This is a genomic window from Erythrobacter mangrovi, from assembly GCF_013260645.1.
Lineage (GTDB): Bacteria > Pseudomonadota > Alphaproteobacteria > Sphingomonadales > Sphingomonadaceae > Qipengyuania > Qipengyuania mangrovi.
This window is the reverse complement of record NZ_CP053921.1, coordinates 1196241-1220199: the sequence shown is the minus strand read 5'-3', so window position 1 is coordinate 1220199 and position 23959 is coordinate 1196241. Positions and strand designations below refer to the sequence as shown.

25 protein-coding genes are annotated in these 23959 nt (G+C 64.0%); 8 read left to right on the top strand and 17 right to left on the bottom strand.

Features of this window, described 5'->3' with window-relative positions; genetic code table 11:
* Positions 1-6 precede the first annotated feature (6 nt).
* From HQR01_RS06355 to rpmI, 9 genes are all read right to left on the bottom strand, one after another.
* Positions 7-753, bottom strand: a complete 747-nt coding sequence (locus HQR01_RS06355) for an SDR family NAD(P)-dependent oxidoreductase (RefSeq protein ID WP_173213596.1) — start codon at positions 751-753, stop codon at positions 7-9.
* On the bottom strand, positions 750-1733 hold the full coding sequence (locus tag HQR01_RS06350) for a hypothetical protein (protein WP_173213594.1): 984 nt from the start codon (positions 1731-1733) through the stop codon (positions 750-752). Before HQR01_RS06350 ends, HQR01_RS06355 begins: the two co-directional genes overlap by 4 nt.
* Positions 1730-4123, bottom strand: coding sequence for a phenylalanine--tRNA ligase subunit beta (pheT, locus tag HQR01_RS06345; RefSeq protein WP_173213592.1), 2394 nt, complete (start codon positions 4121-4123; stop codon positions 1730-1732). Before pheT ends, HQR01_RS06350 begins: the two co-directional genes overlap by 4 nt.
* Positions 4120-5220 carry a phenylalanine--tRNA ligase subunit alpha gene (gene pheS / locus HQR01_RS06340; RefSeq protein ID WP_173213590.1) on the bottom strand — a complete coding sequence of 367 codons (1101 nt, stop codon included), beginning with the start codon at positions 5218-5220 and terminating at the stop codon, positions 4120-4122. Before pheS ends, pheT begins: the two co-directional genes overlap by 4 nt.
* 79 nt (positions 5221-5299) lie before the next feature.
* Positions 5300-6211: a helix-turn-helix domain-containing protein gene (locus HQR01_RS06335; RefSeq protein WP_173213588.1), complete on the bottom strand. Its 912-nt coding sequence runs from the start codon at positions 6209-6211 to the stop codon at positions 5300-5302.
* Between the two features lie 21 nt (positions 6212-6232).
* Positions 6233-7120 carry a helix-turn-helix domain-containing protein gene (locus HQR01_RS06330; protein ID WP_173213586.1) on the bottom strand — a complete coding sequence of 296 codons (888 nt, stop codon included), beginning with the start codon at positions 7118-7120 and terminating at the stop codon, positions 6233-6235.
* 108 nt (positions 7121-7228) lie between these two features.
* Positions 7229-8098, bottom strand: coding sequence for a helix-turn-helix domain-containing protein (locus tag HQR01_RS06325; RefSeq protein WP_234030275.1), 870 nt, complete (start codon positions 8096-8098; stop codon positions 7229-7231).
* A gap of 109 nt (positions 8099-8207) precedes the next feature.
* Positions 8208-8567 (bottom strand): 50S ribosomal protein L20, encoded by a 360-nt coding sequence (gene rplT, locus HQR01_RS06320; RefSeq protein ID WP_173213584.1) that lies wholly within the window; start codon positions 8565-8567, stop codon positions 8208-8210.
* Positions 8568-8596: 29 nt separating this feature from the next.
* A complete protein-coding gene (gene rpmI, locus HQR01_RS06315) occupies positions 8597-8800 on the bottom strand; it encodes a 50S ribosomal protein L35 (RefSeq protein WP_173213582.1) in 204 nt (67 codons plus the stop codon).
* A gap of 338 nt (positions 8801-9138) precedes the next feature.
* Between rpmI and HQR01_RS06310 the strand changes: the two genes are divergently transcribed.
* Positions 9139-10044, top strand: coding sequence for an ABC transporter six-transmembrane domain-containing protein (locus HQR01_RS06310; RefSeq protein WP_173213581.1), 906 nt, complete (start codon positions 9139-9141; stop codon positions 10042-10044).
* Between the two features lie 7 nt (positions 10045-10051).
* Here the strand turns inward: HQR01_RS06310 and HQR01_RS06305 are convergent, their stop codons facing one another.
* The gene (locus HQR01_RS06305; RefSeq protein ID WP_173213580.1) at positions 10052-10795 is read right to left on the bottom strand and encodes an SDR family oxidoreductase; all 744 of its coding nucleotides are present in this window, start codon (positions 10793-10795) and stop codon (positions 10052-10054) included.
* Positions 10792-11577 (bottom strand): histidinol-phosphatase, encoded by a 786-nt coding sequence (gene hisN / locus HQR01_RS06300; protein ID WP_173213579.1) that lies wholly within the window; start codon positions 11575-11577, stop codon positions 10792-10794. The genes HQR01_RS06305 and hisN overlap by 4 nt, the downstream gene beginning before the upstream one ends.
* Positions 11578-11733: 156 nt before the next feature.
* On the opposite strand from hisN, the gene HQR01_RS06295 reads away from it, so the two are divergent.
* Entirely contained in the window at positions 11734-12675 is a 942-nt protein-coding gene (locus HQR01_RS06295) for a helix-turn-helix domain-containing protein (protein ID WP_173213578.1), read from the top strand.
* Positions 12676-12678: 3 nt separating this feature from the next.
* Here HQR01_RS06295 and HQR01_RS06290 read toward each other — a convergent pair whose 3' ends face one another.
* The gene (locus tag HQR01_RS06290) at positions 12679-13614 is read right to left on the bottom strand and encodes a ribose-phosphate pyrophosphokinase (RefSeq protein WP_173213577.1); all 936 of its coding nucleotides are present in this window, start codon (positions 13612-13614) and stop codon (positions 12679-12681) included.
* A gap of 92 nt (positions 13615-13706) precedes the next feature.
* Positions 13707-14681, bottom strand: coding sequence for a class II fructose-bisphosphatase (gene glpX / locus HQR01_RS06285; protein WP_173213576.1), 975 nt, complete (start codon positions 14679-14681; stop codon positions 13707-13709).
* 90 nt (positions 14682-14771) lie between these two features.
* Here glpX and HQR01_RS15145 point away from each other — a divergent pair, with 90 nt between their 5' ends.
* The gene (locus HQR01_RS15145) at positions 14772-15383 is read left to right on the top strand and encodes a hypothetical protein (RefSeq protein WP_188115110.1); all 612 of its coding nucleotides are present in this window, start codon (positions 14772-14774) and stop codon (positions 15381-15383) included.
* On the opposite strand, the gene HQR01_RS06275 is transcribed toward HQR01_RS15145, so the two are convergent.
* The 3 genes from HQR01_RS06275 to HQR01_RS06265 all read right to left on the bottom strand — a co-directional run bounded on the left by HQR01_RS06275 (position 15337) and on the right by HQR01_RS06265 (position 17957).
* Positions 15337-16647: a homoserine dehydrogenase gene (locus HQR01_RS06275; protein ID WP_173213575.1), complete on the bottom strand. Its 1311-nt coding sequence runs from the start codon at positions 16645-16647 to the stop codon at positions 15337-15339. The genes HQR01_RS15145 and HQR01_RS06275 overlap by 47 nt on opposite strands.
* Positions 16640-17053: an acyl-CoA thioesterase gene (locus HQR01_RS06270; protein WP_173213574.1), complete on the bottom strand. Its 414-nt coding sequence runs from the start codon at positions 17051-17053 to the stop codon at positions 16640-16642. Before HQR01_RS06270 ends, HQR01_RS06275 begins: the two co-directional genes overlap by 8 nt.
* Positions 17054-17123: 70 nt before the next feature.
* The gene (locus HQR01_RS06265) at positions 17124-17957 is read right to left on the bottom strand and encodes a hypothetical protein (protein ID WP_173213573.1); all 834 of its coding nucleotides are present in this window, start codon (positions 17955-17957) and stop codon (positions 17124-17126) included.
* A 368-nt stretch (positions 17958-18325) separates the two neighbouring features.
* On the opposite strand from HQR01_RS06265, the gene HQR01_RS06260 reads away from it, so the two are divergent.
* The 5 genes from HQR01_RS06260 (at position 18326) to HQR01_RS06240 (ending at position 21448) form a co-directional block, all read left to right on the top strand.
* Positions 18326-18982, top strand: a complete 657-nt coding sequence (locus HQR01_RS06260) for an energy transducer TonB (protein ID WP_173213571.1) — start codon at positions 18326-18328, stop codon at positions 18980-18982.
* Positions 18983-19034: 52 nt separating this feature from the next.
* Positions 19035-19793, top strand: a complete 759-nt coding sequence (locus HQR01_RS06255) for a MotA/TolQ/ExbB proton channel family protein (protein ID WP_173213569.1) — start codon at positions 19035-19037, stop codon at positions 19791-19793.
* Positions 19794-19872: 79 nt separating this feature from the next.
* Positions 19873-20403 (top strand): ExbD/TolR family protein, encoded by a 531-nt coding sequence (locus HQR01_RS06250; protein WP_173213567.1) that lies wholly within the window; start codon positions 19873-19875, stop codon positions 20401-20403.
* A 39-nt stretch (positions 20404-20442) separates the two neighbouring features.
* On the top strand, positions 20443-20874 hold the full coding sequence (locus HQR01_RS06245) for an ExbD/TolR family protein (protein ID WP_173213565.1): 432 nt from the start codon (positions 20443-20445) through the stop codon (positions 20872-20874).
* A 145-nt stretch (positions 20875-21019) separates the two neighbouring features.
* Positions 21020-21448 (top strand): ExbD/TolR family protein, encoded by a 429-nt coding sequence (locus tag HQR01_RS06240; RefSeq protein ID WP_234030274.1) that lies wholly within the window; start codon positions 21020-21022, stop codon positions 21446-21448.
* On the opposite strand, the gene HQR01_RS06235 is transcribed toward HQR01_RS06240, so the two are convergent.
* Positions 21445-23919 (bottom strand): ligase-associated DNA damage response DEXH box helicase, encoded by a 2475-nt coding sequence (locus HQR01_RS06235; protein WP_173213563.1) that lies wholly within the window; start codon positions 23917-23919, stop codon positions 21445-21447. The two genes, HQR01_RS06240 and HQR01_RS06235, sit on opposite strands and share 4 nt — an antisense overlap.
* Positions 23920-23959 lie beyond the last annotated feature (40 nt).

Below are 23959 nucleotides of genomic sequence, written 5' to 3'. Positions count from 1 at the left end.
GTCTTTTCAGGAGCGCGCGACGCGGAAGCCGGCGAAATCTTGATTCACCGGCATCAGTTCGATGCGGTTGATGTTGAGGTGCGCGGGCAGCTCGGCGATCCAGCGAATGGTATCGGCAATATCCTGCCCGGTCATCGGGTTGACCCCGGCATAGAGATCATCGGACGTCTGCTGGCTGCCGGTGCGCACCAGCGTGAATTCGGTCTCGACCATCCCCGGTTCGACCGAGGTGACGCGCACTCCGGTGCCATGAAGGTCGGCACGCAGCGCCAGGGTAAAATGGTTCACGAAGGCCTTGGACCCAGCATAAACGTTGCCGCCAGGGTAGATGTAGCTGCCCGCGACCGACCCGATTGCGATGATCGCGCCCTTGCGCTCGATCAACACCGGCAACAGCTTGCGCGTGAGCACCACCATGGCCGTGACATTGGTGTCGATCATCGTCTGCCAGTCGTCGAGGCTGGCTTCTTGCGCGGGCGAGAGGCCCTGTGCGAGACCAGCGTTGTTCACCAGCAAGTCCACACCCGCGAAATCCGCCGGGAGCGCCGCAAGCGCAGCATCGAGCGCTTCGATGTCGCGCACGTCGAAACAGGCGGCGTGGACCTTGTCCGCGCCCAGTTCCGCGACCAAGGCATCAAGCCGCTCCTTGCGCCGTCCGGTGGCGACACACCGCCAGCCGCTCGCCACCAGCGTGCGAACCGTGGCCTCGCCAATCCCCGCAGTGGCTCCGGTGACGAAGGCTGTCCGGGTCATTGGCTGTCTCCAGTTGCGGCGGCGAGCAGAGCTTCGGCCCGCCAATCGGGGTCGCGGAAGGCTCGCGCCTGCCAGTCCGGCAGCAACCGGTCGACCACGAGAATCAGTGCGAGGCCCTCGTCCTGGGTCCACTGACTGCCATCGCGACGCACCTCGCGCAGTGCCGTGGTCGGATCGATCGCACCGCCGCGGGGACTCACATAGTGGCGATAGGCGAGCCATTGGCCCATGCCTTCCATGGTGAGGAAGATATCATCGAATGCTTCGTAGAAGGCGTTCTCATCCGCAAAGAAACGCGCCCGGCGCGCCCGCAGCGCGGCCAAGGCTTCCCGGGCGAGGCTGCGTGCCTGCGCATCGCTCGCTGCACCGGCAGCGGCAAACAGGAGGTCGCGTTCGCGCTCGTAAGCAGCGCGATAAGTCGGGTCTTCGCCGAAACGTTCCTGCACAATGTTGTCGGTAAGGTCGTCCTCGCCGATGCCATTTGCGCGAGCGAGCGTATCGAGCTGGGGACCAGCCAGTTCGGCCTGTCGCGTATGCATGATTTCATGCAGCAGCACGCCATCCATCAGGCCCTCTACCCCGAGCCCGCTCTTCACACCTGCCGCATGCCACACAGTGGGCAGGCTCATGACGAAATAACCGTCCTTCGCTCCGGTTGCGAAGGAAACCGGACCAAGCGGAACCGGCTTACCGTCCGGAAGGACTGGCTGCCCGCCATGCTCACGCGACGTCATGCGATCGGTCCGCCCTGTCTTCAGGAGATAGGTGCAATGAGCATCGAGGGTCACGACATCAGGCAGCGGGTGCGGATCAATGTGCAGGTCGGCGCGCGCCGAAGCGCGCCAGTTGTCGAGCGCACCTACGAGCCAAAGGCGATCACCATCTGCGATGGCGCAGGATGCACTTCGCTCAGACGCAGTCACACACCCTGCAGAAGCGAGCAGCCCAAGCGCCGCGATCGCCCGGCGCAAACCTGTCATCCCCGCAGCTCCGCGCCCCGCTTGGCGGCTGCGGCGACGACCTTATCCGAGATCGCCTTGATCTCGGCATCGGTGAAACTCTTCTCGCCCGGCTGCAGCACGACCTCGATGGCGATCGATTTCTTGCCCTCGGGAACGCCCTGGCCCGCAAAGACGTCGAACACGCGGGCCGAGACGATCACCTGGCGGTCCGAACCGCGCACCGCCTTGACCAGATCACCAGTCGGCAAGCTTGCCGGTACGAGGAAAGCGAAGTCGCGGGTCAGCGCCTGCAGCGCCGGGGGCGAATATGTCGTGCGGGCAAAGCCGCCACCGCCCTTCTTGGGCGGGATCGCGTCTAGGAAGATCTCGACCGCCATCACCGGACCATCGATATCAAATGCTTTGAGCGTCTTCGGGTGCAGCGCGCCAAAGCGAGCGAGCACGGTCTTGGGGCCCAGGCGAAGGGTTGCCGACTGGCCGGGGTGGAATTGATCGCCGGCCTCACCCATCACCATCAAATTGTCGACCGGCGCACCGGCTGCCTCGAGCAGCGCAAGCGCTTCCGCCTTGGCGTCGAAGGCATCGAACTGGCTGGCCTTGCCCTGCGCCCAGCCGCGCGGGGTCTTCTCGCCCGCAAGGATCACGCCAAGCGTCGGCCGTTCGTCGCTGGCACCGCCTTCACCACGGAAATACCGACGGCCGATTTCGAACAGGCGCGCGCCATCGGCACCGCGATCGGCATTGCGCTTGGCGGCAGAGATCAGGCCCGGCAGCAAGGATGGGCGCATCGCCTTCATGTCCTCGCTGATCGGGTTCTCGAGCACCCACAGCCCGCCGTTGCCACCCGCGAAATGGTCTGCATCCGCCTGCGGCAGGAACGACCAGGTCACGGCCTCGTCGAGGCCCCGCCCCGCAGCGACGCGGCGCAGCTTGCGCTCCATCTTCTGCAGCGGGGTCGCGGTCGGGCGGGCGACGCCATCCATGCGCGGCAGCGGTGCGCTGGCGACCTTGTCGAGGCCGTGGATACGCACGACCTCTTCGACGAGATCCGCCGGCCCTTCGATGTCATGGCGACGCGGCGGGCAGGTGACCTGCCAGTCGCTACCGACAGTGAAATCGAGCTCCTCGAGAATGCGACGCTGCTCGGCTTCGTCCACCTCGACGCCACCGAGGCGCGCAGTGAATGTGGGGTCGAAGGCAATTTCCCTAGGCGCGACTGGCGGCTCGCCAGCACGCACGACCTCACTCGCCTCGCCGCCACAGATGCGCTGGATCAGCGAAGTCAGCAGGGTGAGGCCATCGTCGAGGAAGGCAGGGTCGACACCGCGCTCGAAGCGCGTGCGCGCGTCCGACGCGAGACCGAGCTTGCGGCCCGTCACGCCGATCCGCTCGGGGTCGAAGTAGGCGATTTCGAGCAACACGTCGGTGGTGCCTTCGGTAACGCCCGAATGCTCGCCACCCATGATGCCCGCGACGTCGTGCACGCCTGCATCGTCGGCGATCACGGTCATGGTATCGTCGAGCGTGTAGGTCTTCTCGTTAAGCGCCAGCACCTGTTCGCCGTCCTTGGCGCGCCGCGCGACAATTGGGCCGCTGAGCTTGGCGAGGTCATAGGCATGCGCCGGGCGACCGAAGGCCAGCATCAGGTAGTTGGTAATGTCGACAATCGCCGAAATCGGCCGCTGGCCAGCGGCCTTGAGCCGGCGCTGCATCCATTCCGGGCTTGCCCCATTTGTGACGCCGCGGATGACGCGGCCATAGAAGGCCGGGCAGCCTTCAGGATCGTCGGTGCGGATTTCGACCGGGCAGGCAAAGCCTGCTTCGATCGCCGGAATCTCGATCGGCTTGAAGGTGCCGAGCCCAGCTGCCGCGAGATCGCGCGCGATGCCGTAGACACCCATGCAATCGGGACGGTTGGGCGTAATCGCCACATCGAAGATCGGCGAAGCGGCGTGATATTCGGCAAAGCTGATGCCGACCGGCGCATCATCGGGCAGTTCGATGATGCCGTCATGCTCGTCGCCCAGCTCGAGTTCGCGCACCGAGCACATCATGCCGTTGCTCTCGACCCCGCGGATCGCGCTCTTGCGCAGTTCCATGCCATTGGCCGGAACCACCGCACCCGGCAGGCCGAGCACACCCTTCATCCCCGCACGGGCATTGGGCGCGCCACAGACAACCTGCAGCGGGTCGCCTTCGCCCATATCGACGGTCAGCACCTGCAACTTGTCCGCATCCGGATGGCGGGCGGCGGTCAGCACCTTGGCGACCTTGAAGCCCGCCAGCCTGTCCGCCGGGTCCTCGATGCCTTCGACCTCATGGCCAATCTTGTTCAGCGTAGCGGCGATCTCGGCCACCGAAGCGTCGGTGTCGAGGAAGTAGCGCAGCCATTCGAGCGAGAACTTCATGCGCGCGCTCCCACACCTGCGGAAAGCGTCGGCTGGTCGAAGGGCGAGAAGCCATAGTGCGACAACCAGCGGCCATCGCCGTCGAAGAAGGCGCGCAAATCGTCCATCCCGTATTTGAGCATGGCCAGGCGATCGACGCCGACACCGAAGGCGAAGCCTTGCCATACATCGGGGTCGAGCCCCGCGAATTCGATCACGCGGCGGTTGACCACGCCGCTGCCGAGCAGTTCCATCCAGCCGTGGCCGGGCGCGTCACCGTCTCCGCCAAGCACGCGGCGTCCGCCGACATCCTGCCAGCCCACATCGACTTCCACCGATGGTTCGGTGAAGGGGAAATAGCTGGGCCGCAGCCGCAGCACGATATCCTCGCGCTCGAAAAAGGCTTTGAGGAAGGTCTCCAGCGTCCATTTGAGGTGACCCAGATGGATGCCCTTGTCGATCACCAGGCCTTCGATCTGGTGGAACATCGGCGTGTGGGTCGCGTCGCTATCCGAACGATAGACACGGCCCGGCGCGATGATGCGGATCGGTGCACCCTGTTCGACCATCGAGCGGATCTGCACCGGCGAGGTATGCGTACGCAGCAGCATGCGGCGCCCCTCGGCATCAACATCCGGGAAATAGAATGTGTCGTGCATCGCGCGCGCCGGGTGCGTTTCGGCCATGTTGAGCGCGGTGAAATTGTGCCAGTCGTCCTCGATCTCGGGCCCCGTGGCGACCGAGAAGCCGAGGTCGGCGAAAATCTCGGCCAGCTCATCCATCACCTGGCTGACCGGGTGCACACTACCCTTGGGGCTGGCTGGCGCCGGCAATGTGAGGTCGAGCGTCTCGCTGGCGAGACGCGCTTCAAGCTCGGCGCCTTCCAGCGCTTCCTTCTTTGCCGCCAGCGCATCGGCCACATCGGCACGCAGGCCCTGGATCTTCGGCCCTTCGGCCTGGCGCTCTTCCGGGCTCATGCCGCCAAGCGTCTTCATCAGCGCAGAGATCGTCCCCTGCTTGCCGAGGAATGCAACGCGCAGCGCCTCCAGCGCGGCGGCGTCGGGGGCGCTGTCGATCCGCGCGAGCGCGTCGGCTTTGAGAGTGTCGAGGTCGGTCATGGAGATCTGGTCTGGCGTCGTCTTGTTTGTTGCACGCGCCCCCTAGCGGCTTAGGCGCCTGTTCCCAAGCCCCGATTGATCAGGGCGCGGGCGGGACACGCGGCATGTGCAGGGCCTGCATTGCAACTCCGGCCGCAGCACTAATGACCTGCACCGCCGCCCCGGTAATCGGATGTGATCGTTCGGCATATTCGGTCGGGGTCATCTGCATGATCGAACGGAATTCGCGAATGAAGTGCGCCTGGTCATGGTAGTGGCCGTCGAGCGAATTGATCCAGCGCATGGCCGGATCCAGCATGTATTTGCCAAGGCTGCGCAGGAATCTCTGGCGTCGCAGAAGCCGGGCCGGCGGAAAGCCAAAGTGCCGCCCGCAGAACCGTTCGAAGGTGCGGGCGTTCATCCCGGCCATGCAAGCAATCTGGGCAACCGGCACGTTCCCTTCGGTGCCGATTGCATGATGAACCGCATGGATGGCCGCCTCATTGGGCGACCGCCGATCGAGCAGGTCGCGAAAGGTCCGGTTGATCAAGGCCACCGACGCGTCCGTATCGTCTCCGTTCCCGCGCAGAGTGTCGAGCATGTCCCGAAGCGACTGCAACCTCGGGTGCCGGGCGATATCGTCGAATCGATTGGCGAAATCGCTTGCCGGGAGCCCGATGAAACGCGCCCAGCCGGCCGGAGTAAGGCCTATCCCCCAGAACTTGCCGCCGCCGAGCCGCAGGTGGGTGACGCGATCGGTCGGTCCCGAAATCACCGCTGGCGGCACCACGGCCAGCTGGTCCGTACCGATCGCAGCTACATATTCCTCCGCCTGCCCCGTCCTGAGATTCGCCTCTTCGGGCGGGAGCCAGTCTTCGACCAGGGCGCCAGGCATTACCTCGGTCCGATAATAGCCGGAAAGATAGGGCGCGAGGTCGGGCGGCGGTCCGACGAGGCGAAGGCGCAGCTCGTTCGAAGCGTATTCGACGGTCGCAAGTGACGATTTAGACATGATGATCCCGCGCATCGCTTCCTATGGCACGGGCGGCTTGTGCAGAACCTGCACAGCCTCTCCGGCAATCGCCTTGCGGGCATGCGCGGCCGCTCCGAGCACCGGGTGGGGCAGCTTGGCGTAGGCACTCGGGCTCATTCCCATGAAGCGTTTGAAGTCACGCACGAAATGCGCCTGGTCATGGTAATGGCTGTCGAGCGTATCGATCCACCTCAGGGTCGGATCGAGCATGTATTGGGCAAGGCTCCGCAGGAACCGCTGCCGACGCAGAAGCAGCTGCGGCGGAAAGCCGAAGGCGAGATTGCACAGCCGTTCGAGCGAGCGCATGCTGGTTCCCGTATGCTCGGCAAGTTGCGCTACCGAGTGAATGGTCGGGTCGATGAGCGCAATGCCCAGTCGCACGATCTCCTCTTCGCGTAGCTGGGGCGGCCCCAGGGCCTGGCGCATCGCGGTTACCAGTCGGCCACGAAAACGGTCGGGTTCGCACGGTGGGTCGGCCAGGACTTTCTGAAACACCTGCAACCGAGCCATGGCAGGATCGTCAAATGCGTCGCAGAACCGGTCGGCATAATCGGCGGCCGGGGCTTCGGTCAGGCGCGCCCAACCGAGCGGGAGCAATCCTATCCCCCAACTCTCGCCCCCCGACGAACGGAAGCGGGTGGCCCTGCTGGTCGGACCGACCATCACCGCCCTGGGAACGGGCTGCAAGGATCCCCCGCCAACGGCGGCTTCCACCGTTCCTTCCACCAGGAAGCGCAGATTGGCCCATTCGGGATGGAGCCGATCATCGACTGGAGCGCCTTCGTTGGCCTCGATCACCATCTGGTAAATCGTCGTGACGAAGGGGCGAAGGTCCTCGGGAGGGAGGAAGAATCGCAGGCGCACGCAATCGGGCGGAGGTGATCGCATCACCACCCCGCCGGTCCTTCCAGCGTTGCTCTACTGCGCACCCCCAATGGGCCCTCCGGTCGCATAAGCGATTCGCCGCCTAGCAAATCGCAATCGGTCGGCGAACCCTTATTTCTGGCGACGGAGCCCCTGGGCGGGGATACCCCACACCCTGCGACGCTCGATCATGAAGGCACGGAGGATCGGATGCTCCTGTGCCGCATACTCGGTCGGCGACATACCCATGAAAGCGTGGAACTCATGCACGAAGTGCGCCTGGTCATGGTAGTGGCGATCGATCACGGAGGTCCAGCTACCGCCTTCCAGCATATATGCAGTCAAGGTGCGCATCATGCGCTGGCGGCGCAGCAGGACGCGGGGCGAGAAGCCGAAATGGCGATTACAGAGCCGTTCGAGCGTCCGCTTCGAAAAGCCCACCCGCGCGGCGAACTCTTCCACCTGCACGAGGCAGGGATCGACCATCACTTCCTGGATCTTGAGTATCCGCTCGTAATCCTGGGGTTGGTCGGCCAGACCGCGGAAGAACGCGACCAGCGCCCTGAACTGCCCTTCATCGTCGGCACGGTCGCTGCACAACACGTCGCACAGGGGAGCAAAGGGCGCGAAGGCCGCAGTCGTTTCACCATCCGAAGCGGTGTTGGCCAGGTCGACCGCCGGGACACCGACGAAGCGCGCCCAACCCAGGGGAAGCAGCCCGATACCCCACATGCGCGTGGCCCCGATATGGAACCGGGTCGGATGCGCACTGGGACCGGTCGCCTGGAATCGCTTTCCGAGGACTGCGGTCCCATCGACAATCTCGGCCTGCGGCGGATTGCGCACGAAGAACCGCAGGTTGGCCCATTCGGGATGCAGATAATCGGTGACGAGCGCGCCTTCGGGAAGGTCGACTTCCATGCGATAGAGGATCGAGAAACAGGGTTCGAGATCCGCCGGTGGCGCGAAGAACCGCACTTTGACCCGAACATCCTTACTCACCGCATGACCTCCTAAGGGTGCATAGTAGCGGCTTGTACATTCGCGACAAGCATACGGAAAAGGGCGCCCCTGAACGGGACGCCCTTCACGTTCCGGTTGCTCAGTCCGCTCAGGCGGGGAGAGCGGCCTTCGCCTGCGCGATGATCGCCTTGAAGGCGGAGCCTTCGTTCATGGCGAGATCGGCCATCACCTTGCGGTCGAGTTCGATGCCGGCCAGCTTGGTGCCGTGCATGAACTGCGAATAGGTCAGGCCTTCGGCGCGGACCGCAGCGTTGATGCGCTGGATCCACAGGGCGCGGAAGTTGCGCTTCTTAACCTTGCGGTCGCGATAGGCATACTGACCAGCCTTCTCGACGGCCTGACGCGCGATGCGAATGGTGTTCTTGCGGCGACCGCGATAGCCCTTGGCCTGGTCGAGAATCCGCTTGTGCTTCTGGCGGGTGGTAGTGCCGCGCTTGATACGGGACATGCTCTAGTACTCCTGTTCTCGAAACCGGCTCAGTCGAGGCCGTAGGGGGCCCACTTCTTCACCGCCTTGAAGTCCGATTCGGACAGGACGGTGGTGCCGCGGTTCTGGCGGATGTACTTGGCGTTGTGGCTGATCAGGCGGTGGCGCTTGCCTGCGACACCATGCTTGACCTTGCCAGTGGCGGTGAGCTTGAAGCGCTTCTTCACGCCGCTCTTGGTCTTCAGCTTGGGCATTTTCATCTCCTAGTCAGAGACACGTCCGAACCGGCCCTGGCAGCCCTTTCAGCCAGGCAGGCGGATGAATCACGTGTCGGTGAAGGGCGCGCGTTTAGCGATTCCGCGGGGGAATGCAAGTCTCCTCTCGTTCAGCCCGGGGCCCCGGAGGCTGAAGGCTGGAACAGATGGAACAGGGTTCATGAGCCGGATTTGCTTCGGCTTCGACCGATCTGTGAAGTGGCGCATGAAGGTACAACCTGACATGGCCGCAGCAATGCCGTGCCCGCCTGCGCTAGGAAAGGCGAACAGCGACCCGCGATTGTAACGATCAGTCACCCCACGCGAACTTGTCTCATGTGAGCCAATACGAAGAGCAGGAGCACTCAAGTCTCGATGAGTCCTCGGCGGAGGCCCGGTCGCTTGCGCAAAAGTTTCGCGACAAGCGCCTGCAGATTGGTTTGACCTATACTGCTCTCGGCATCGAGAACATATTCGATCTCATCTACCCACTGCTAATCGGTATTGCGATCAACGGCTTATTGAGCGGAGACCATTTATCGCTCGTGCCGCTTGCGGGAGTATGGCTGGCCCATATCGCGGTTGCCGCCCTACGTCAGCTGTACGACACTCGACTGTTCAGCGGAATCTATGTCGAGGTTGCTTCGGGACTGGCGAAGCGGAATGTGGAGGAAGACGGGGATCTCAGCCGAACCTCCGCCCATATTGTGATGACGCAGGACGTGGTCGATTTCTATGAGTTCGACATACCTTCAATCGCCACTGTCTCGATCTCGCTGCTCGGCGCAATAGCCTTGATGTTCGCTTACGATGTCCTCTCGGGACTGCTTGTCCTATGCCTCCTGGTCCCTGCCGGCGTGGTAAATCGCTGGCTGGGAAAGCGCAGCCTGCGCCTCAATCGAATCCTGAACAACCAGTACGAGCGGCAGATCGACGTGTTAGCTTTGCGGCGCCATTCTGCAATCCAGCATCACTTCGGCAGGGTCCGAAGCCACCGCGTCGGCCTGAGCGATGCCGAGGCAAAATCATGGAGTCTGCTAGAAACCGTCACCTTGGTCGTCTCGCTCGCAGTAATCACGCGACTGGCGAGCCTCCCGGATGCGAGCGCAGGCAGTATTTTCGCCGGGGTCTCATACTTGCTGCGCATAATTGCGGAGCTTGATCGCGTACCTGAGCTAATCCAAAAGATCGCGAGACTGGCCGACATCAAACGGCGACTAGCGGCCAGTTGGGCGCAGCTATAAGACGTACTCAGAAGTGTGCGAGGTAGCCGCCATCGACGCTGAGCGAATGGCCGGTGATATAGGACGCATCGGGCGAAGCGAGGAAGGCAACCGCGCCGGCAACTTCCTCGGGATTGCCCCAACGACCCAGCGAAGTGCGCCGCAAAAGATGATCCGCAATCGTCGCATCGGCGACCATTGCGGCATTGGCTTCGGTAGCGAAGTAGCCGGGCGAAACCGAATTCACGGTAATCCCGTGTGGCCCCAGTTCCGCGGCCAGGGCGCGGGTCAGCGCCGCCAGTCCGCCCTTGGAGGCAGTATAAGCGACGTCGCCGCGCGCGATCTCGGCAGCGATGGAGGTGATGTTGACGATGCGGCCGTAGCCCCGATCGCGCATCAGCACCGCCGCGCGGCGCGCGAGGTCGAAAGGGGCGACCAGATTGACCTCAAGCATGGCACGCATCGCCGCGCGATCCATTTCCGCCAGCGGCCTGCGGTCGCGATTGCCGGCATTGTTGACGAGGATATCGAGCCCCGTCTCCTCCGCGATCCGCGTGAAACCAGCTTCGCTCGCGCCATCGTCGCCGATGTCGAAGGCCAGCACCCGCGTATCGCCGTCGATCGCGTCCGCTGCTGCCTGGAGCGCCGCCTTGTTTCGGCCGTTGAGCCAGACAGTCGCGCCATCGGCTGCAAGCCTCTGGGCAATCGCCAGCCCGAGCCCCCGCGCGGCCCCGGTGACCAGCGCAACCCGACCGGCGAGCGGCAGGCTCATGCGCCGGCCATCGCCTCGAGCACATCCTCAAGCCGCGCGGGATCGCCCAGCGCCAGCACGCTGCCGTCACTGCCGGCATCAAGGGGGTGCCCCTGCCAGTCGCTCATCATTCCGCCCGCGCCCTCGACCACCGGGACCAACGCCGCATAGTCGTGCAGCTTGAGACCGCTTTCGATCACCAGGTCGAGATGCCCGCTCGCCAGCAGCGCATAGTTGTAGCAATCGCCGCCGTAGACCGGGAACGGACGCCGGGGATAGGCCTTGGCCACGACCCGCAGATAGGCGTCTACCTCGGCTTCGGCGAAACAATGCGGGCTGGTGGTGGCGACCGAGGCGCCTTCAAGGGCGCTACAGGCACGGGTGCGTACCGGCCTGCCATTGAAGGTGGTCCCTTCTCCCAGCGCACCGATCCAGCGTTCGCCCAGGATCGGCTGGTCGATCACGCCGAGCACCGGCCAGCCATCTTGCAGCAGTGCGATCAGCGTTCCGAATATGGGGCGACCGGCAACGAAGCTCTGCGTCCCGTCGATCGGGTCGAGCACCCATTGCCGGGCCGCGCCCTCGCGTACGCTGCCATATTCCTCGCCAATGATTCCGTCGGCAGCGCGTTCGCTGTCGAGGATCGCGCGCATAGCTTCTTCTGCGGCGCGATCAGCAATAGTGACGGCGGTGTTGTCTTCCTTTTGCTCGGCCTGCCAGTCACCACGAAACAGCGGACGGATCGCGGCACCGGCCACATCGGCAAGCCGGTTGGCAAGGGCAATATCGTTCGAAATACTCATGCCATGCCGCTACCAGCGCGGCGGCATGCTGGCCATGGTCTTTTGCTGTTGGGAACTGGCGCAAGCCTTGCGGGTTGGTATGAACAAGTTGGATGGTTCGTGCCCTCGGGGAGCAATGGCGCGTTGACAACAGGGGAAGGCCAGGAGCCCGCGACGTTGACGTCGCACACGGGTCGCACGCGCGATGGGCAGCCGCTTGCCTTCAACCATCCACCCGCAAGCGACGTCGCGCCGTGGTTCACCTGGTTCAGCGCGACCCATGGTGAACTGCCCGAGGGCGTGCAGATTTCCTGCGGCATGCTCAATGACAACACCTGCCTACGCATCATGTTCGGTGGACGATGGACCGCACAGACCCGCGATGGCCTGAAGGTATTCGAACCGGGCGAAGCGGGGATATCACTCTATTTCGGGCCGCAATCGCGCATCCTGCCCATCACGGCGGAGGGCAACTTCAAGGTTATTACCGTGCACCTCGCGGCGGGAGCCGCCACGGTGCTGGGCAATCCGCCGCAGGCCGAGGTGTTGGATCGGATCCTCGATTTCGACGCCATGGTCGGCCATGGCCACCTGAGCTCGCGCTTCGACCCGAACGGACAGCCGCACGAATGGCTTGCCACCTTCGAGGAAGAACTACGCCGGTTCCTCATCAAGCACGCCACACGTCACCCCGATCCCCTGTCCATGGCATTCGAGCGGCAGCTACTTGCCAATCCGTCGTTCAAGCTGCGCGAATTTGCCGACCGGCATAATGTCGCCCCACGCACATTGGAGCGAACGGTTTTGCGCGATTTCGGCATGAGCCCGCGCCAGGTCCGGAGGCGGGCGCGAGCGCTCGACCTGGCCTCGGCCTTACTGGGCGTGGCAATGGAGGAAGAAGAGGCGGCACTGCGCCTGCGCTATTTCGACCAGTCACACCAGATTCGCGAAATCCGTCATTTCTTCGACTGCACGCCGGGACAGTTGCAGTCGGAGCAGCATCCCCTGCTGCGGCTCAACCTCGAGGTGCGCCAGGCACACAGGGTGCAGGCGCTGGCCATGTTGCCGCCGGACACGATCGAGCCCTGGCGCGATCCGGAAGCCGAACCGCGCGACTGACTCTCAATCGAACAACGAGCTGACCGAGCTTTCGTCGGCGATGCGGCGTACCGCCTCGCCGATCAGCGGGGCGATGGTGAGGATGCGAATCTTTTCCGAATCCTGCGCAGCGTCGGTGGCGCGGATGGTATCGGTGATGACCAGTTCCCTGAGCGCCGACCCATCGACGCGTGCCACGGCACCGCCCGACAGCACGCCATGGGTGATATAGGCGGCGACCGAGCTGGCACCTTCGTCGAGCAGCGCCTGCGCGGCGTTGCACAGTGTGCCGCCCGAATCGATGATGTCATCGATCAGGATACAGTGACGGCCCTTCACATCGCCGATGATATTCATCACCTCGGATTCACCTGGCCGGTCGCGGCGCTTGTCGACGATCGCCAGCGGGGCGTTGTCCAGCCGCTTGGCCAGCGCACGGGCACGAACCACGCCGCCCACGTCGGGCGAAACCACCATCAATGCCTGATCGCCGTAGCGCGCCTGGATATCGGCGGCCATCACCGGCGCCGCGAACAGATTGTCGGTCGGGATGTCGAAGAAACCCTGGATCTGCCCGGCGTGCAGATCGACCGCGAGCACGCGATCGGCCCCGGCCTCGGTGATCAGATTGGCAACCAGCTTGGCCGAGATCGGCGTGCGCGGGCCGGGCTTGCGATCCTGCCGGGCATAGCCGAAATAGGGTACCACGGCGGTGATCCGCTTGGCCGATGCGCGGCGCAGCGCATCGATGCAGATCAGCAGCTCCATGAGATTGTCGTTGGCCGGATAGCTGGTCGACTGGACCACGAAGACATCCTCGCCGCGCACGTTCTCGTGGATCTCGACGAAGATTTCCTCATCGGCGAAGCGGCGCACCTGGGCATCCACCAGCGGCAGCTCGAGATAACCGGCGATTGCCCGAGCGAGCGGCAGGTTCGAGTTGGCGGCCATGATCTTCATGCAGCGAATCCCCGTGAGCGACTGTGCGCCCCGCCTAGCCGAGAGTCACGGAAACGCAACATGCGAAGGGGGTGATTCCCCCCACTCCCCGGTCACTTTGGGCGGTGTTCGCCCCTAATCCAACGAACTGTGCCGCTGGATGCGCGCATCACCACGCTTTCGGTCGTCATGCGTCCGTCGCGCAGGTACTTCACCCCGTCGAGCAGCGAGCCCGAGGTGACCCCCGTCGCAGCGAAGATGCAATCGCCCTTCACCAGATCGTCGCGCGTGTAGATGCGGTCGAAATCGGTGATGCCCCATTTGCGCGCGCGGGCCTTCTCGTTTTCGTTGCGGAACACCAGCCGCCCGTTGAACTGGCCGCCGACACAGCGCAGCGCAGCTGCGGCGAGCACACCTTCGGGCGCACCACCCTGGCCCATGTACATGTCGATCGTGGTGTCCTCGTCGGTCACCGCAATCACTCCGGCGACGTCGCCATCGCCGATCAGCACCACGCCGCAGCCGAGCCCGCGCAGTTCTGCGATGAGGTCGGCATGGCGCGGCCGGTCGAGCACACAGACGATGATGTCCGACGGTTCGACGCCTTTGGCGGCCGCCACCGCCTTGACGTTTTCAGTGGGCGACTTGGCCAAGTCGATGATCCCGTCGGGATAGCCCGGCCCGACCGCCAGCTTGTCCATATAGACATCGGGCGCATTGAGCAGGCAGCCTTCTTCCGCAGCGGCCAGCACCGCCAGCGCATTCGGGCCTGCCTTGGCGGTAATCGTGGTGCCTTCGAGCGGGTCGAGTGCGATGTCGATCTTCGGACCCTTGCCCGGTGCGCCGCCAACCTTTTCGCCGATGAACAGCATCGGCGCCTCATCGCGCTCACCCTCGCCGATCACCACCGTGCCATCCATATAGAGCGTGTCGAAGGCCTTGCGCATGGCTTCGACCGCGGCGGCATCGGCCGCCTTTTCGTCACCGCGGCCGATGAGTTTCGACGCCGCCACCGCAGCGGCTTCGGTAACACGAACCATCTCAAGCACCAAGACCCGATCGAGCGGATTGTCGGCAGGCGAGTTCATAAGCGGTTAAGTCCTTCAACGGTGTAGCAGATCCGGTAAAGCGGGTGCCCCGGCGCGAATTCGTATGCAGCGGGCCGATAGACAGGGGAAATGGCATTGTCGAGACGACTGCTGCGGATCGTGCCCTGGGTCGTCCTGTCCCTTGCGGGTGCGGCGGTAGCCCAGGTCGAGCAGGAGTCCCAGCAAGGCACGCCCCCAGACCGCATCGACTTGCTCTTGCCGCCCGAAGCGGATGCGCCGCTCGAGGATTGCAGCGCGGAGCAGGAAGCCGCATCGATATCCGGTGAAATCATCGTCTGCCGCAGGCGGTCGGACGGTTCGCGCTACGGATATGACAAGGAAGGAGCGCAGAGCCGCTATGCCCGGGAAACGATGAACGAAGGCGACCTGCGCACGCCCAATGTCGACGGGCCCGGCATCTTCCAGGGCCCAGCGACCGTCGGCGGCCTGTGCGGCATCGGCTTGAATCCTTGCCCGCCACCGCCCGCCTATATCATCGATTTCTCCACGCTGCCCGACGCCCCGCCGGGATCGGACGCAGACCGGATTTCACGTGGATTGCCGCCTTTGGGCCGCGAGGCTGCTACTGCCGCAGCGGAACGCGCGGCGCGAGCTGAGCAACTGGGCCTGCCGCCTGTCGACGACCAAGCAGAGGTCAGTCCCGCAGGATCGGCATCACCAGCGGCGGAGCCGTCAGGCTAGGCGAACCTTCGAGCAGGGCCAGCGCCTGCGTAACGCTGCTCTCGGGCCCTTCGTGCGTCACCATCGCCACCTGCACTTCGCCCCCCTCGTGGTCGCGACCACGCTGGATCAGACTCTCGATCGAAACCCCCGCATCGCGCATCGCCGCGGTGATTTCCGCCAGCACGCCGGGCCGGTCGGCCACGGTAAAGCGGATATAGTCGCGGCCCACGCGCTCGCCCGGGTCGCCCGCCGCACAGCTTTCGAGCTGCGCGACCGGGACCGAGAAGGGAGCGCCCGCCTGTCCGCGGGCAATATCGATCAGGTCGGCAACCACCGCGCTGGCGGTGGGTCGATCGCCCGCACCAGCGCCCTGGAACAACAGGCGCCCCGCGAAATCGCCTTCGGCGACAACGGCATTGGTCGGGCCGGTGACCGCGGCGAGCGGGTGGCGGAACGGCACCAGGCATGGCTGCACGCGCTGCAAGAGCTGCGCCGTCCCATCGTCGCGCTTGGCAAGGGTGGCTACGCCGACCAAGCGCACGACATAGCCCAGCGCGTCGGCCTGGGCGATGTCGGTTGCACGAACTTCGGTAATTCCGGTCGTGCGCACGGCGTCGAAATCGATTCGCGTGCCAAAGCCGATGGCGGCCAGGATCGCGAGCTTGTGCGCGGCATCGACGCCTTCGATATCGAAGGACGGGTCGGCCTCGGCATAGCCCTTGTCCTGGGCGGCGGCGAGCATGGTGCCAAAGTCGGCGCCGGTGCGCTCCATTTCGGAGAGGATGTAATTGCAGGTTCCGTTGAGGATGCCGTAAATCCGCGTCAGCTCATTGGCGGCGGTGCCTTCGCGCAGGCCTTTGACCACCGGAATCCCGCCCGCCACCGCGGCCTCGAAAGCGAAGGGTGCACCCTTGATCGCGGCCAGCTCGGCCAGTTCCATGCCGTGATGCGCGACCATCGCCTTGTTTGCGGTGACCAGCCCCTTGCCGGCATCGAGCGAAGCCCGAGCCAGCGACAACGCCGGCCCATCGGCCCCGCCTACCAGTTCAACGACCACATCGACATCGGCGCGCTCCGCCATCGCCTGCATGTCATCGACCCAGGCATAGGGCGTGAGGTCGACCCCGCGGTCCTTGGCCCGATCGCGGGCATTGACCGCGACGATCTGGATTGCGCGGCCAGCACGGCGCTCCACCACCTCGCGGTTCGCTTCGAGCAGACGGATGACGCCGATGCCGACGGTGCCGAGTCCGGCGAGCGCGATGCGGAGGGGCTCAGCCATGGGCTTCCTCCTCCACTGGGAAGCCGAAGGCAGCGCGAACATCGTCCGGGACACGAACGGGTTTGCCGCTCGTCAGATCGACGTGGACCACGGCCAGCACGATTTCCGCGCGGAGCGATCCATCCTCGCCATGCAGCGTAATGCGCTTCTCCACGCTCGAATTACCGATGCGCGTGACGGTGAGGTGGCCCTCGATCAGCTCATCGAGCCGGATAGGGACGATATAGTCGACTTCGGCCCGGCGAACGTGGAACTCCATGTCGGCGGGCATGCCGCGCGACCGGCAATCGCGGTAATATTCGGTGACGATCACATCGGCGTATTCAAGATAACGCGAATTGAACACGACTGCCTGCGGGTCGACTTCGGCATAGCGAACGCGGAATATATGGCTGAACGGCTTCATCGCCGCGCCCTAGCGCAGCCTAGCGGGAGGTGGGAACCAGTTTGTCTTGGCGCCCGCCAAGCCGAGGCTGTCAATCGCGCGTGCGCTCGCACGGACCCAGCTGCTGGATCACGAAGGCATAGTCCTGTGCGGCAAGCGAGCGCGCGCGCGCATCCCGCGACAGGTTGGCCTGCGACGGCAATCGTTCGGGAAGGGCGCAGGCGAGGCGATACCACGCCAGCGTTCCGCGCTGCGGCGGACGGGCGGCCTGGTCGACGATCTCGGACCAGGAGACGCCCCAGCGCGAGGCCTGGTTGGGGCGGCGGACCACGGTCACCGAAACCGGACCATCATTCTCAGTATCGAGGAAGAGCTGGGTCTCCGATTCGCCGACCAGCGTGCCTTCGACCGCCAGCGCATCGCGGACTCCTGTCACGCGGGGTGGCGCATCAGGCGCTACCAGCGCGGCGAGGATCGGTCGCAAACGCGCCTCGAACTCGGGCGAATAGGGTAACTGGGCATCGGGCTTGATCAACTGGAGCTGGCCGGGACGGCCCCTGACGGGCCGAGCGAAGAGGACGACTTCGGCCTTCTTGAGCTTCGGCGGCTTGCCCTTCGGATCGAGCGGGACGTCGACGAGGTAGGCAAGCGATTCGCCGACGGGCACCGAACCGGCGATTAGCGCGGTTGTCCTCGCCTCTATGTAAAGGCGCACATGGCCCGGTGCGAGCCCGGGAGACCGCTCCGGCCCCACGGGAACCTGGCTGCGGACCTGCGCCTTGACCACCAGGGGCGTGCCATCGGCCAGCGCCACGAGATCGGCATAAGTCAGCGCGGGTCCAGCCACGTCCTGCGCCGTTACTCCCGTGGAAGTGCAGATGCTTAGGGCAAGGGCGGCGGGCAGGAGATGGCGGATGATGGGCATGTCACTCTTTTCGAAGCTGGAGTCTGTTCAAACCGTGATCCGATTCGACCGGACAGCGGCAGTATAGCGACGATTTGACAGGTTTCTCCCCCAGCCACTGAATCCGCGGTTAACCGACAAAGCGATTGCGGAGGTCCGGCATCGTAGCTAAAGGGTCGGGCCGGGCCCAGGCTATGATACAATATTGCTTGGGGGAGAGGTCTTGGGGTTCTGTCGGGAACTTCGGGTCTCCTGCGTCGTCGTAGCATAAGGGTTGCAGCGACGTTCTGAAGTTAAGCTTGGCTGCAACCGAGGGGCCCCTAACCCCCGGCTGGCAGTCTTATCGATCCCGGTGACTGCCGGGACGACCGATGGAGTGAAGCGACCGAATGGCTTATGCTGACCAACAGATGAGCGGCAATCGCGTTGTCGCGATCATCATTGTTGCCCTCATCCATATTGCTCTCGGTTATGCGCTGATCACCGGCCTCGCCTATGAGGCGGCCACGAAGATGATCGAGCGCGTGACCACGATCGATATCGAAGAACCACCGCCGCCGGAACCGGAGGACGAACCGCCGCCGCCGGAGCCGGACACTGCACCGCCGCCGCCGGTTGCGCCGCCGCCGCCGATCAACATCGCACCGGCTCCACCACCGATTCGGACGCAGACGACGATTCCGCCGCCAGCTCCGCCTGCATTGACGATTCCGCCGCCAGCTCCGCCGGCTCCGCCGCCGGCTCCGTCGAAGGCTCGCAGTGCTACGCCCAAGGGCCAGAGTGGCTGGGCCAGCCGCATTCAGGCGAACTATCCGCGTCGCGCCGAGCGCGAAGGCATCGAAGGTTCGGTGGGCGTGCGTGTGACCGTCGGGCCCGACGGCAAGGTTGCCGCCTGCAGTGTTACCCGATCGAGCGGCTCCGCCGACCTCGACGGTGCAGCATGCGACGGCATGACCCGCTATGCGCGGTTCAATCCCGCCCAGGATACCGCAGGCAATCCGATTTCGGACAGCTGGGCGACCACAATCGTCTACCAGCTCAACTAACCCAATTCCCGCCCGCGCGGCGGAACCTAACTACGCAAGAGGATAACTCGCTATGATCTTTAACATTCTCGCCTCCGCCGGTGACGCTGCCCCGCAGGCCTCGTTCGGTTTCATGGAAGCCATGGAACAGGGCGGTATCATCGCCTGGTCGATCTTCACCATCCTGGTGATCATGTCGGTTGGTTCGTTCTACATCCTGTTCACCAAGCTGTTCGAACAGCGCAAGGTGATGTCGCAGTACGCCGGCGTGCGCACCAATTTCTGGAAAGCCGCCACCATCAAGGAAGGCGCTGCCAAGCTCGACAAGAACAGCGCCTGGCGCCAGCTCGTCGACGACGCTCTCGCCGCCGAAGACCAGCACGCCAAGATGACCGACAAGCTGGAAGCCCATGACTGGCTGCACGGCTCGCTGGCCCGTTCGGAAGACACCATCAACTCCAAGCTTGCGAGCGGCTTGCCGTTCCTCGCGACCGTCGGTGCGACCGCTCCATTCGTCGGCCTGCTCGGTACGGTTATCGGTATCTACCGCGCGCTGATCAACATCGGCCTCGCCGGTTCGGCCTCGATTGACAAGGTCGCAGGGCCCGTCGGTGAAGCTCTGATCATGACCGCCATCGGCCTGCTCGTTGCCGTGCCGGCGGTGTTCGCCTACAACTGGCTGCAGGGCCGCAACAAGCGCATCGCCGAAATGCTGAGCGCCTTCTCGACCGACCTGCTCGCCAACATCAACTCGAACGGCGCCGTAAAGCCTGCCGTTCCGGCCGCTACGGCCAGGCCCGCTGCAACCACCGCAGCTGCTCCGAAGCGCTGATGTTTCCCGGGGGTCGGCTGGTCCGACCCCCGTCGAAATGCTTCGCACAATAGAACTTAGCGCAAATAGGATTTAAACTATGGCGATTTCGACAGGAGGTGGCGGCGACACGCCGATGTCGGACATCAACACCACTCCACTCGTGGACGTGATGCTGGTGCTCCTCATCATCTTCCTCATCGCAGTCCCGGTCGCGATCCAGACGATCGAGAAGCTGGAAATTCCGGTTTTCGAATCGGTCGAATCGAAGGACAAGGTCGAGAACCTCCTCCTGACCGTTAGCACCACCGACGAGTCCGGCCGTAGCGCCGGCGAGCCGGGCTTTGAAGGCGCGTCCCGTAACGGCGAGTGCCGGGTCTACTTCAACAACATCACCGCGGTTTCGTCGGAAGAACTCTACGACAGGGCTTTCGAGCGTCTCGATGCCATCGTGCAGCGCGCCGGCGGCCCCGAGGCGATCATGGAAGACCCGGATAAGATCCCGCAGGTACACATCCGTGGCGACGTGAATGCACCCTGGGGCTGCGTGGCTGGCGCGATCTACAACGTCCAGGCGGCGGGCTATCCCACCGTCGGCTTCATCTCGAACCCGGTCGACCCCAACGGTTGACCGACCGGTTCGACAGAGCAGATTAGGGAGTAACCCACTATGGCAATGTCAGGCGGCAAGGATGATGGCGCGCCGATGATGGAAATGAACATGACGCCGTTGATCGACGTCCTGCTCGTTCTCCTTATCATGTTCATCATCACGATTCCGGTCGCGACACACTCGGTCGACATCGACCTGCCCCAGCCGAACCCAGTTCCGCCCGACGTGATTGTCGAGCCGATCAAGAACAAGCTGGTGCTGACCGTGGACAATCAGATTCTCTGGAACGGGGAACCGATCGACACGGGCCAGCTGCGTACGCTGCTGGAAGAGTCGAAGAACATCGATCCAGAGCCCGAGCTGCAGTTCGAACCCGAACAGCTCGCCAGTTACGATCTGGCAGCCAAGGTTCTGCAGATCATCAAGGGCAGCGGCGTGACCAAGTTCGGTTTCGTCGGCAACGAACGCTACCGCGTCTTCGGGAATTAAACTTCCCAAGTCCGTTAGATCGGAACAAGGTAAGAGAAGGGGCGGAGCGATCCGCCCCTTTTTGCGTTCAAGAACAACGCCAACTCCCCTTGCATCGATCAGAATAATGTGATGTTATGTCATGACATAGAAAGAGGGAGTCGCCATGCCTTATACCCACCGCCGCAGCGCTTCGATGGCGCGTCCCATGTCCGAGATGAACATCACCCCGCTGATCGATGTGATGCTGGTGCTGCTGATCATGTTCATCATGGTCATCCCGATCGCTACGCACTCGCTGGCCATTCCCCTGCCCAATGGCACTGGCACCTTCACCATCCAGGCAACCAATACGGTCCATATCGACGCGCAGGATCGGCTCTATTGGAACGGGCAGGAGCTCGACCGCCAAGCATTGCTCAACCAGCTGGCGACCGCTGCTAATATGGCCGAACAACCTGTCGTCCGCTTCGAGCCCGATCCCCTGGCCAGCTACGATCGCTCCTCAAAGACGATCGCCCTGATCAAGGACTCGGGCGTCGAGAAATTCGCCTTCGTCGGCAACGAGAAATACCGAACCTTCGGTGCCGATTAGCCAAGGTCTCGCTCTGCCGGTTCGTCGACCCACATAGCAGCACCCGCAAGGGTCTCGGCCTCGAGCAACAGTTCATCGTCGACAGAACCCTGCGGGGTTGCTTCGCGCCCAATCATCACCATGACCGGCACCGCCAGCGGGCTAACCCTATCAAGTTCGACATGAACGAGTTGCTCGGCCGAGCGTTCGAGCAGGCTCGTGAGGCGCCCGATATCAGTCAACCGGTTCCGGGCATCCGCCCAGGCCGCCTCGAGCAGCACGTGATCGGGCTCATACTTGCGCAGGACATCGTAGATCAGGTCGGTCGAAAAAGTGACCTGCTTGCCCGTCTTGCGCTTGCCCGGATGCTGGCGTTCGACAAGCCCGCCGATCACCGCGACCTCACGGAATGCTCGGCGCAGCAGGTGCGAGTTCTGCAGCCATTCGACGAACTCATCCTGCAGGATGTCAGGCGATAAGAGCGGGCGATAATCCGCGACCGGCTTCAGGCCCCATACGGCCAGGCTGTAGTCATTGGCGACGAAGCCGCCCGGCATCAGCCCGCGATCTTCCATCCGCCTGGTGATCAGCATGCCGAGGCTCTGGTTCGCGTTCCACCCTTCGAAGGTGTAATAGACGCTGTAGTGGCGCTTGGCATGCGGGAAGCTTTCGACCAGCAGATCCCCCGGCCCAGGCATCTGCGAACGCCAATCCTGGACCTCGAGCCATTCGCGCACATCATCGGGAAATCGGGCCCATCCTGCGCGATCGACCAGCATGGCGCGCACACGCTCTGCAAGGTGCGTGGTCAGGGGCATGCGCGCCCCGCCATAGCTCGGGATCATGGCACTGGCCTTGGCGGCCTTCACCACCACCTCCATGTCCTGCACCTTGATCACTTCGAGGCTCATCCCGGCAAAGGTGAAGGTGTCCCCCGGGCTGAGCGCAGCGGCGAAGCGCTCCTCGACCTTGCCCAAGCTGCGTCCACCACGCCCCCGCCCGGCGTTAATGCGCACATCGAGCATTTCGGAATCGATGATGATCCCCGCATTCATCCGGTGCCGATGCGCCTGTTCCGGATGTGTCAGCCGCCAAACGCCGTCACGGCCGCGGATGATGCGCTTGAACTTGTCATAGGCCTTGAGCGCATAGCCGCCGGTGGCGACGAAGGAGAGCACGCGCTCCCATGCCACGGCATCGACCCACGCATAGGCAAGGCTCGATCGCACTTCGCCCAGCAAAGCATCCTCGTGGAATGGCCCGGCGCAGGCGCAGGCCATCACATGCTGGGCCAGCACATCGAGGCCGCCGGGGCGGAAATCTTCACCGTCCCGCTCGCCCTCGTCGACCGCCTCCTTGGCGGCGGTCGCCTCCAGGAATTCGAAGCGGTTCCCCGGCACCAGCAAGGCCCGGCTCGGCTGGTCGAGTCGGTGGTTGGCGCGGCCGATGCGCTGGAGCAGACGCGATGAGCCCTTGGGTGCCCCCATCTGGACCACCAAGTCGATGTCACCCCAGTCGACGCCCAGATCAAGGCTGGCGGTCGCCACCAGGGCACGAAGTTCTCCCCGTGCCATGGCGCCTTCCACTTTGCGCCTGGCCTCCTTGCTCAGCGATCCGTGATGGATACCGATGGGCAGATTGCTCTCGTTCACATCCCATAGGTTCTGGAAGATGTACTCCGCCAGGAAACGCGTGTTGGTGAAGATCAGCGTGGTGCGGTTGGCGCAGATTTGGTCATAGAGTTGCGGGATCGCCCAGGTCGCGGCATGCCCGCCCCAGGGGACGCGCTCCTCCTCGGGCAACAGGATTTCGACCTCGGCCGCAGCACCTACTTCGCCTTCGACCAACTCGACCGCATCGATTTCGTCCCACGGCGCGAGCCATTCGCGAAACCCCTCGGGATTGGCGAGGGTGGCGGATAGCGCCACTCGGCGCATGTCCGGCGCGATCGCTTGCAGGCGCGAAAGTGCCAATGCCAACAGGTCGCCGCGCTTCCCGGTGGCAAAGGCGTGAACCTCGTCGATGACGATACGCTTCAGGCCACGGAACAGTTCGAAGCTGTCGGGATAGGACAACAGCAGCGAGAGGCTTTCGGGCGTGGTCAGCAGGACATGCGGCGGGCGCGTGCGCTGGCGCTTCTTGCGTTCGGACGGCGTATCCCCGCTGCGCGTCTCGATCCGGATCGGCAGCCCCATTTCCTCGACCGGGGCAAGCAAATTACGCTGCACATCATGCGCCAGCGCCTTCAGGGGCGAGACATAGAGCGTGTGCAGTCCTTCGGGCAGTTCGCTGCCGCCCAATCGCGACGGGGTGAAATCGGCCAGCGTCGGCAGGAAGCCCGCAAGGGTCTTGCCTGCCCCAGTATCCGCGACAAGCAGCGCATGCCGCCCAGCATCGCTGGCAGCGAGCATATCCGCCTGATGCCGCCGAACACGCCACCCACGCCCGGCGAACCAGGCGTCGATTTCAGGTGGGACCGTAAGGCTTTCCATGCGGCAACAACCTAGCGCTTCGCCACGCATCATCGCCAGC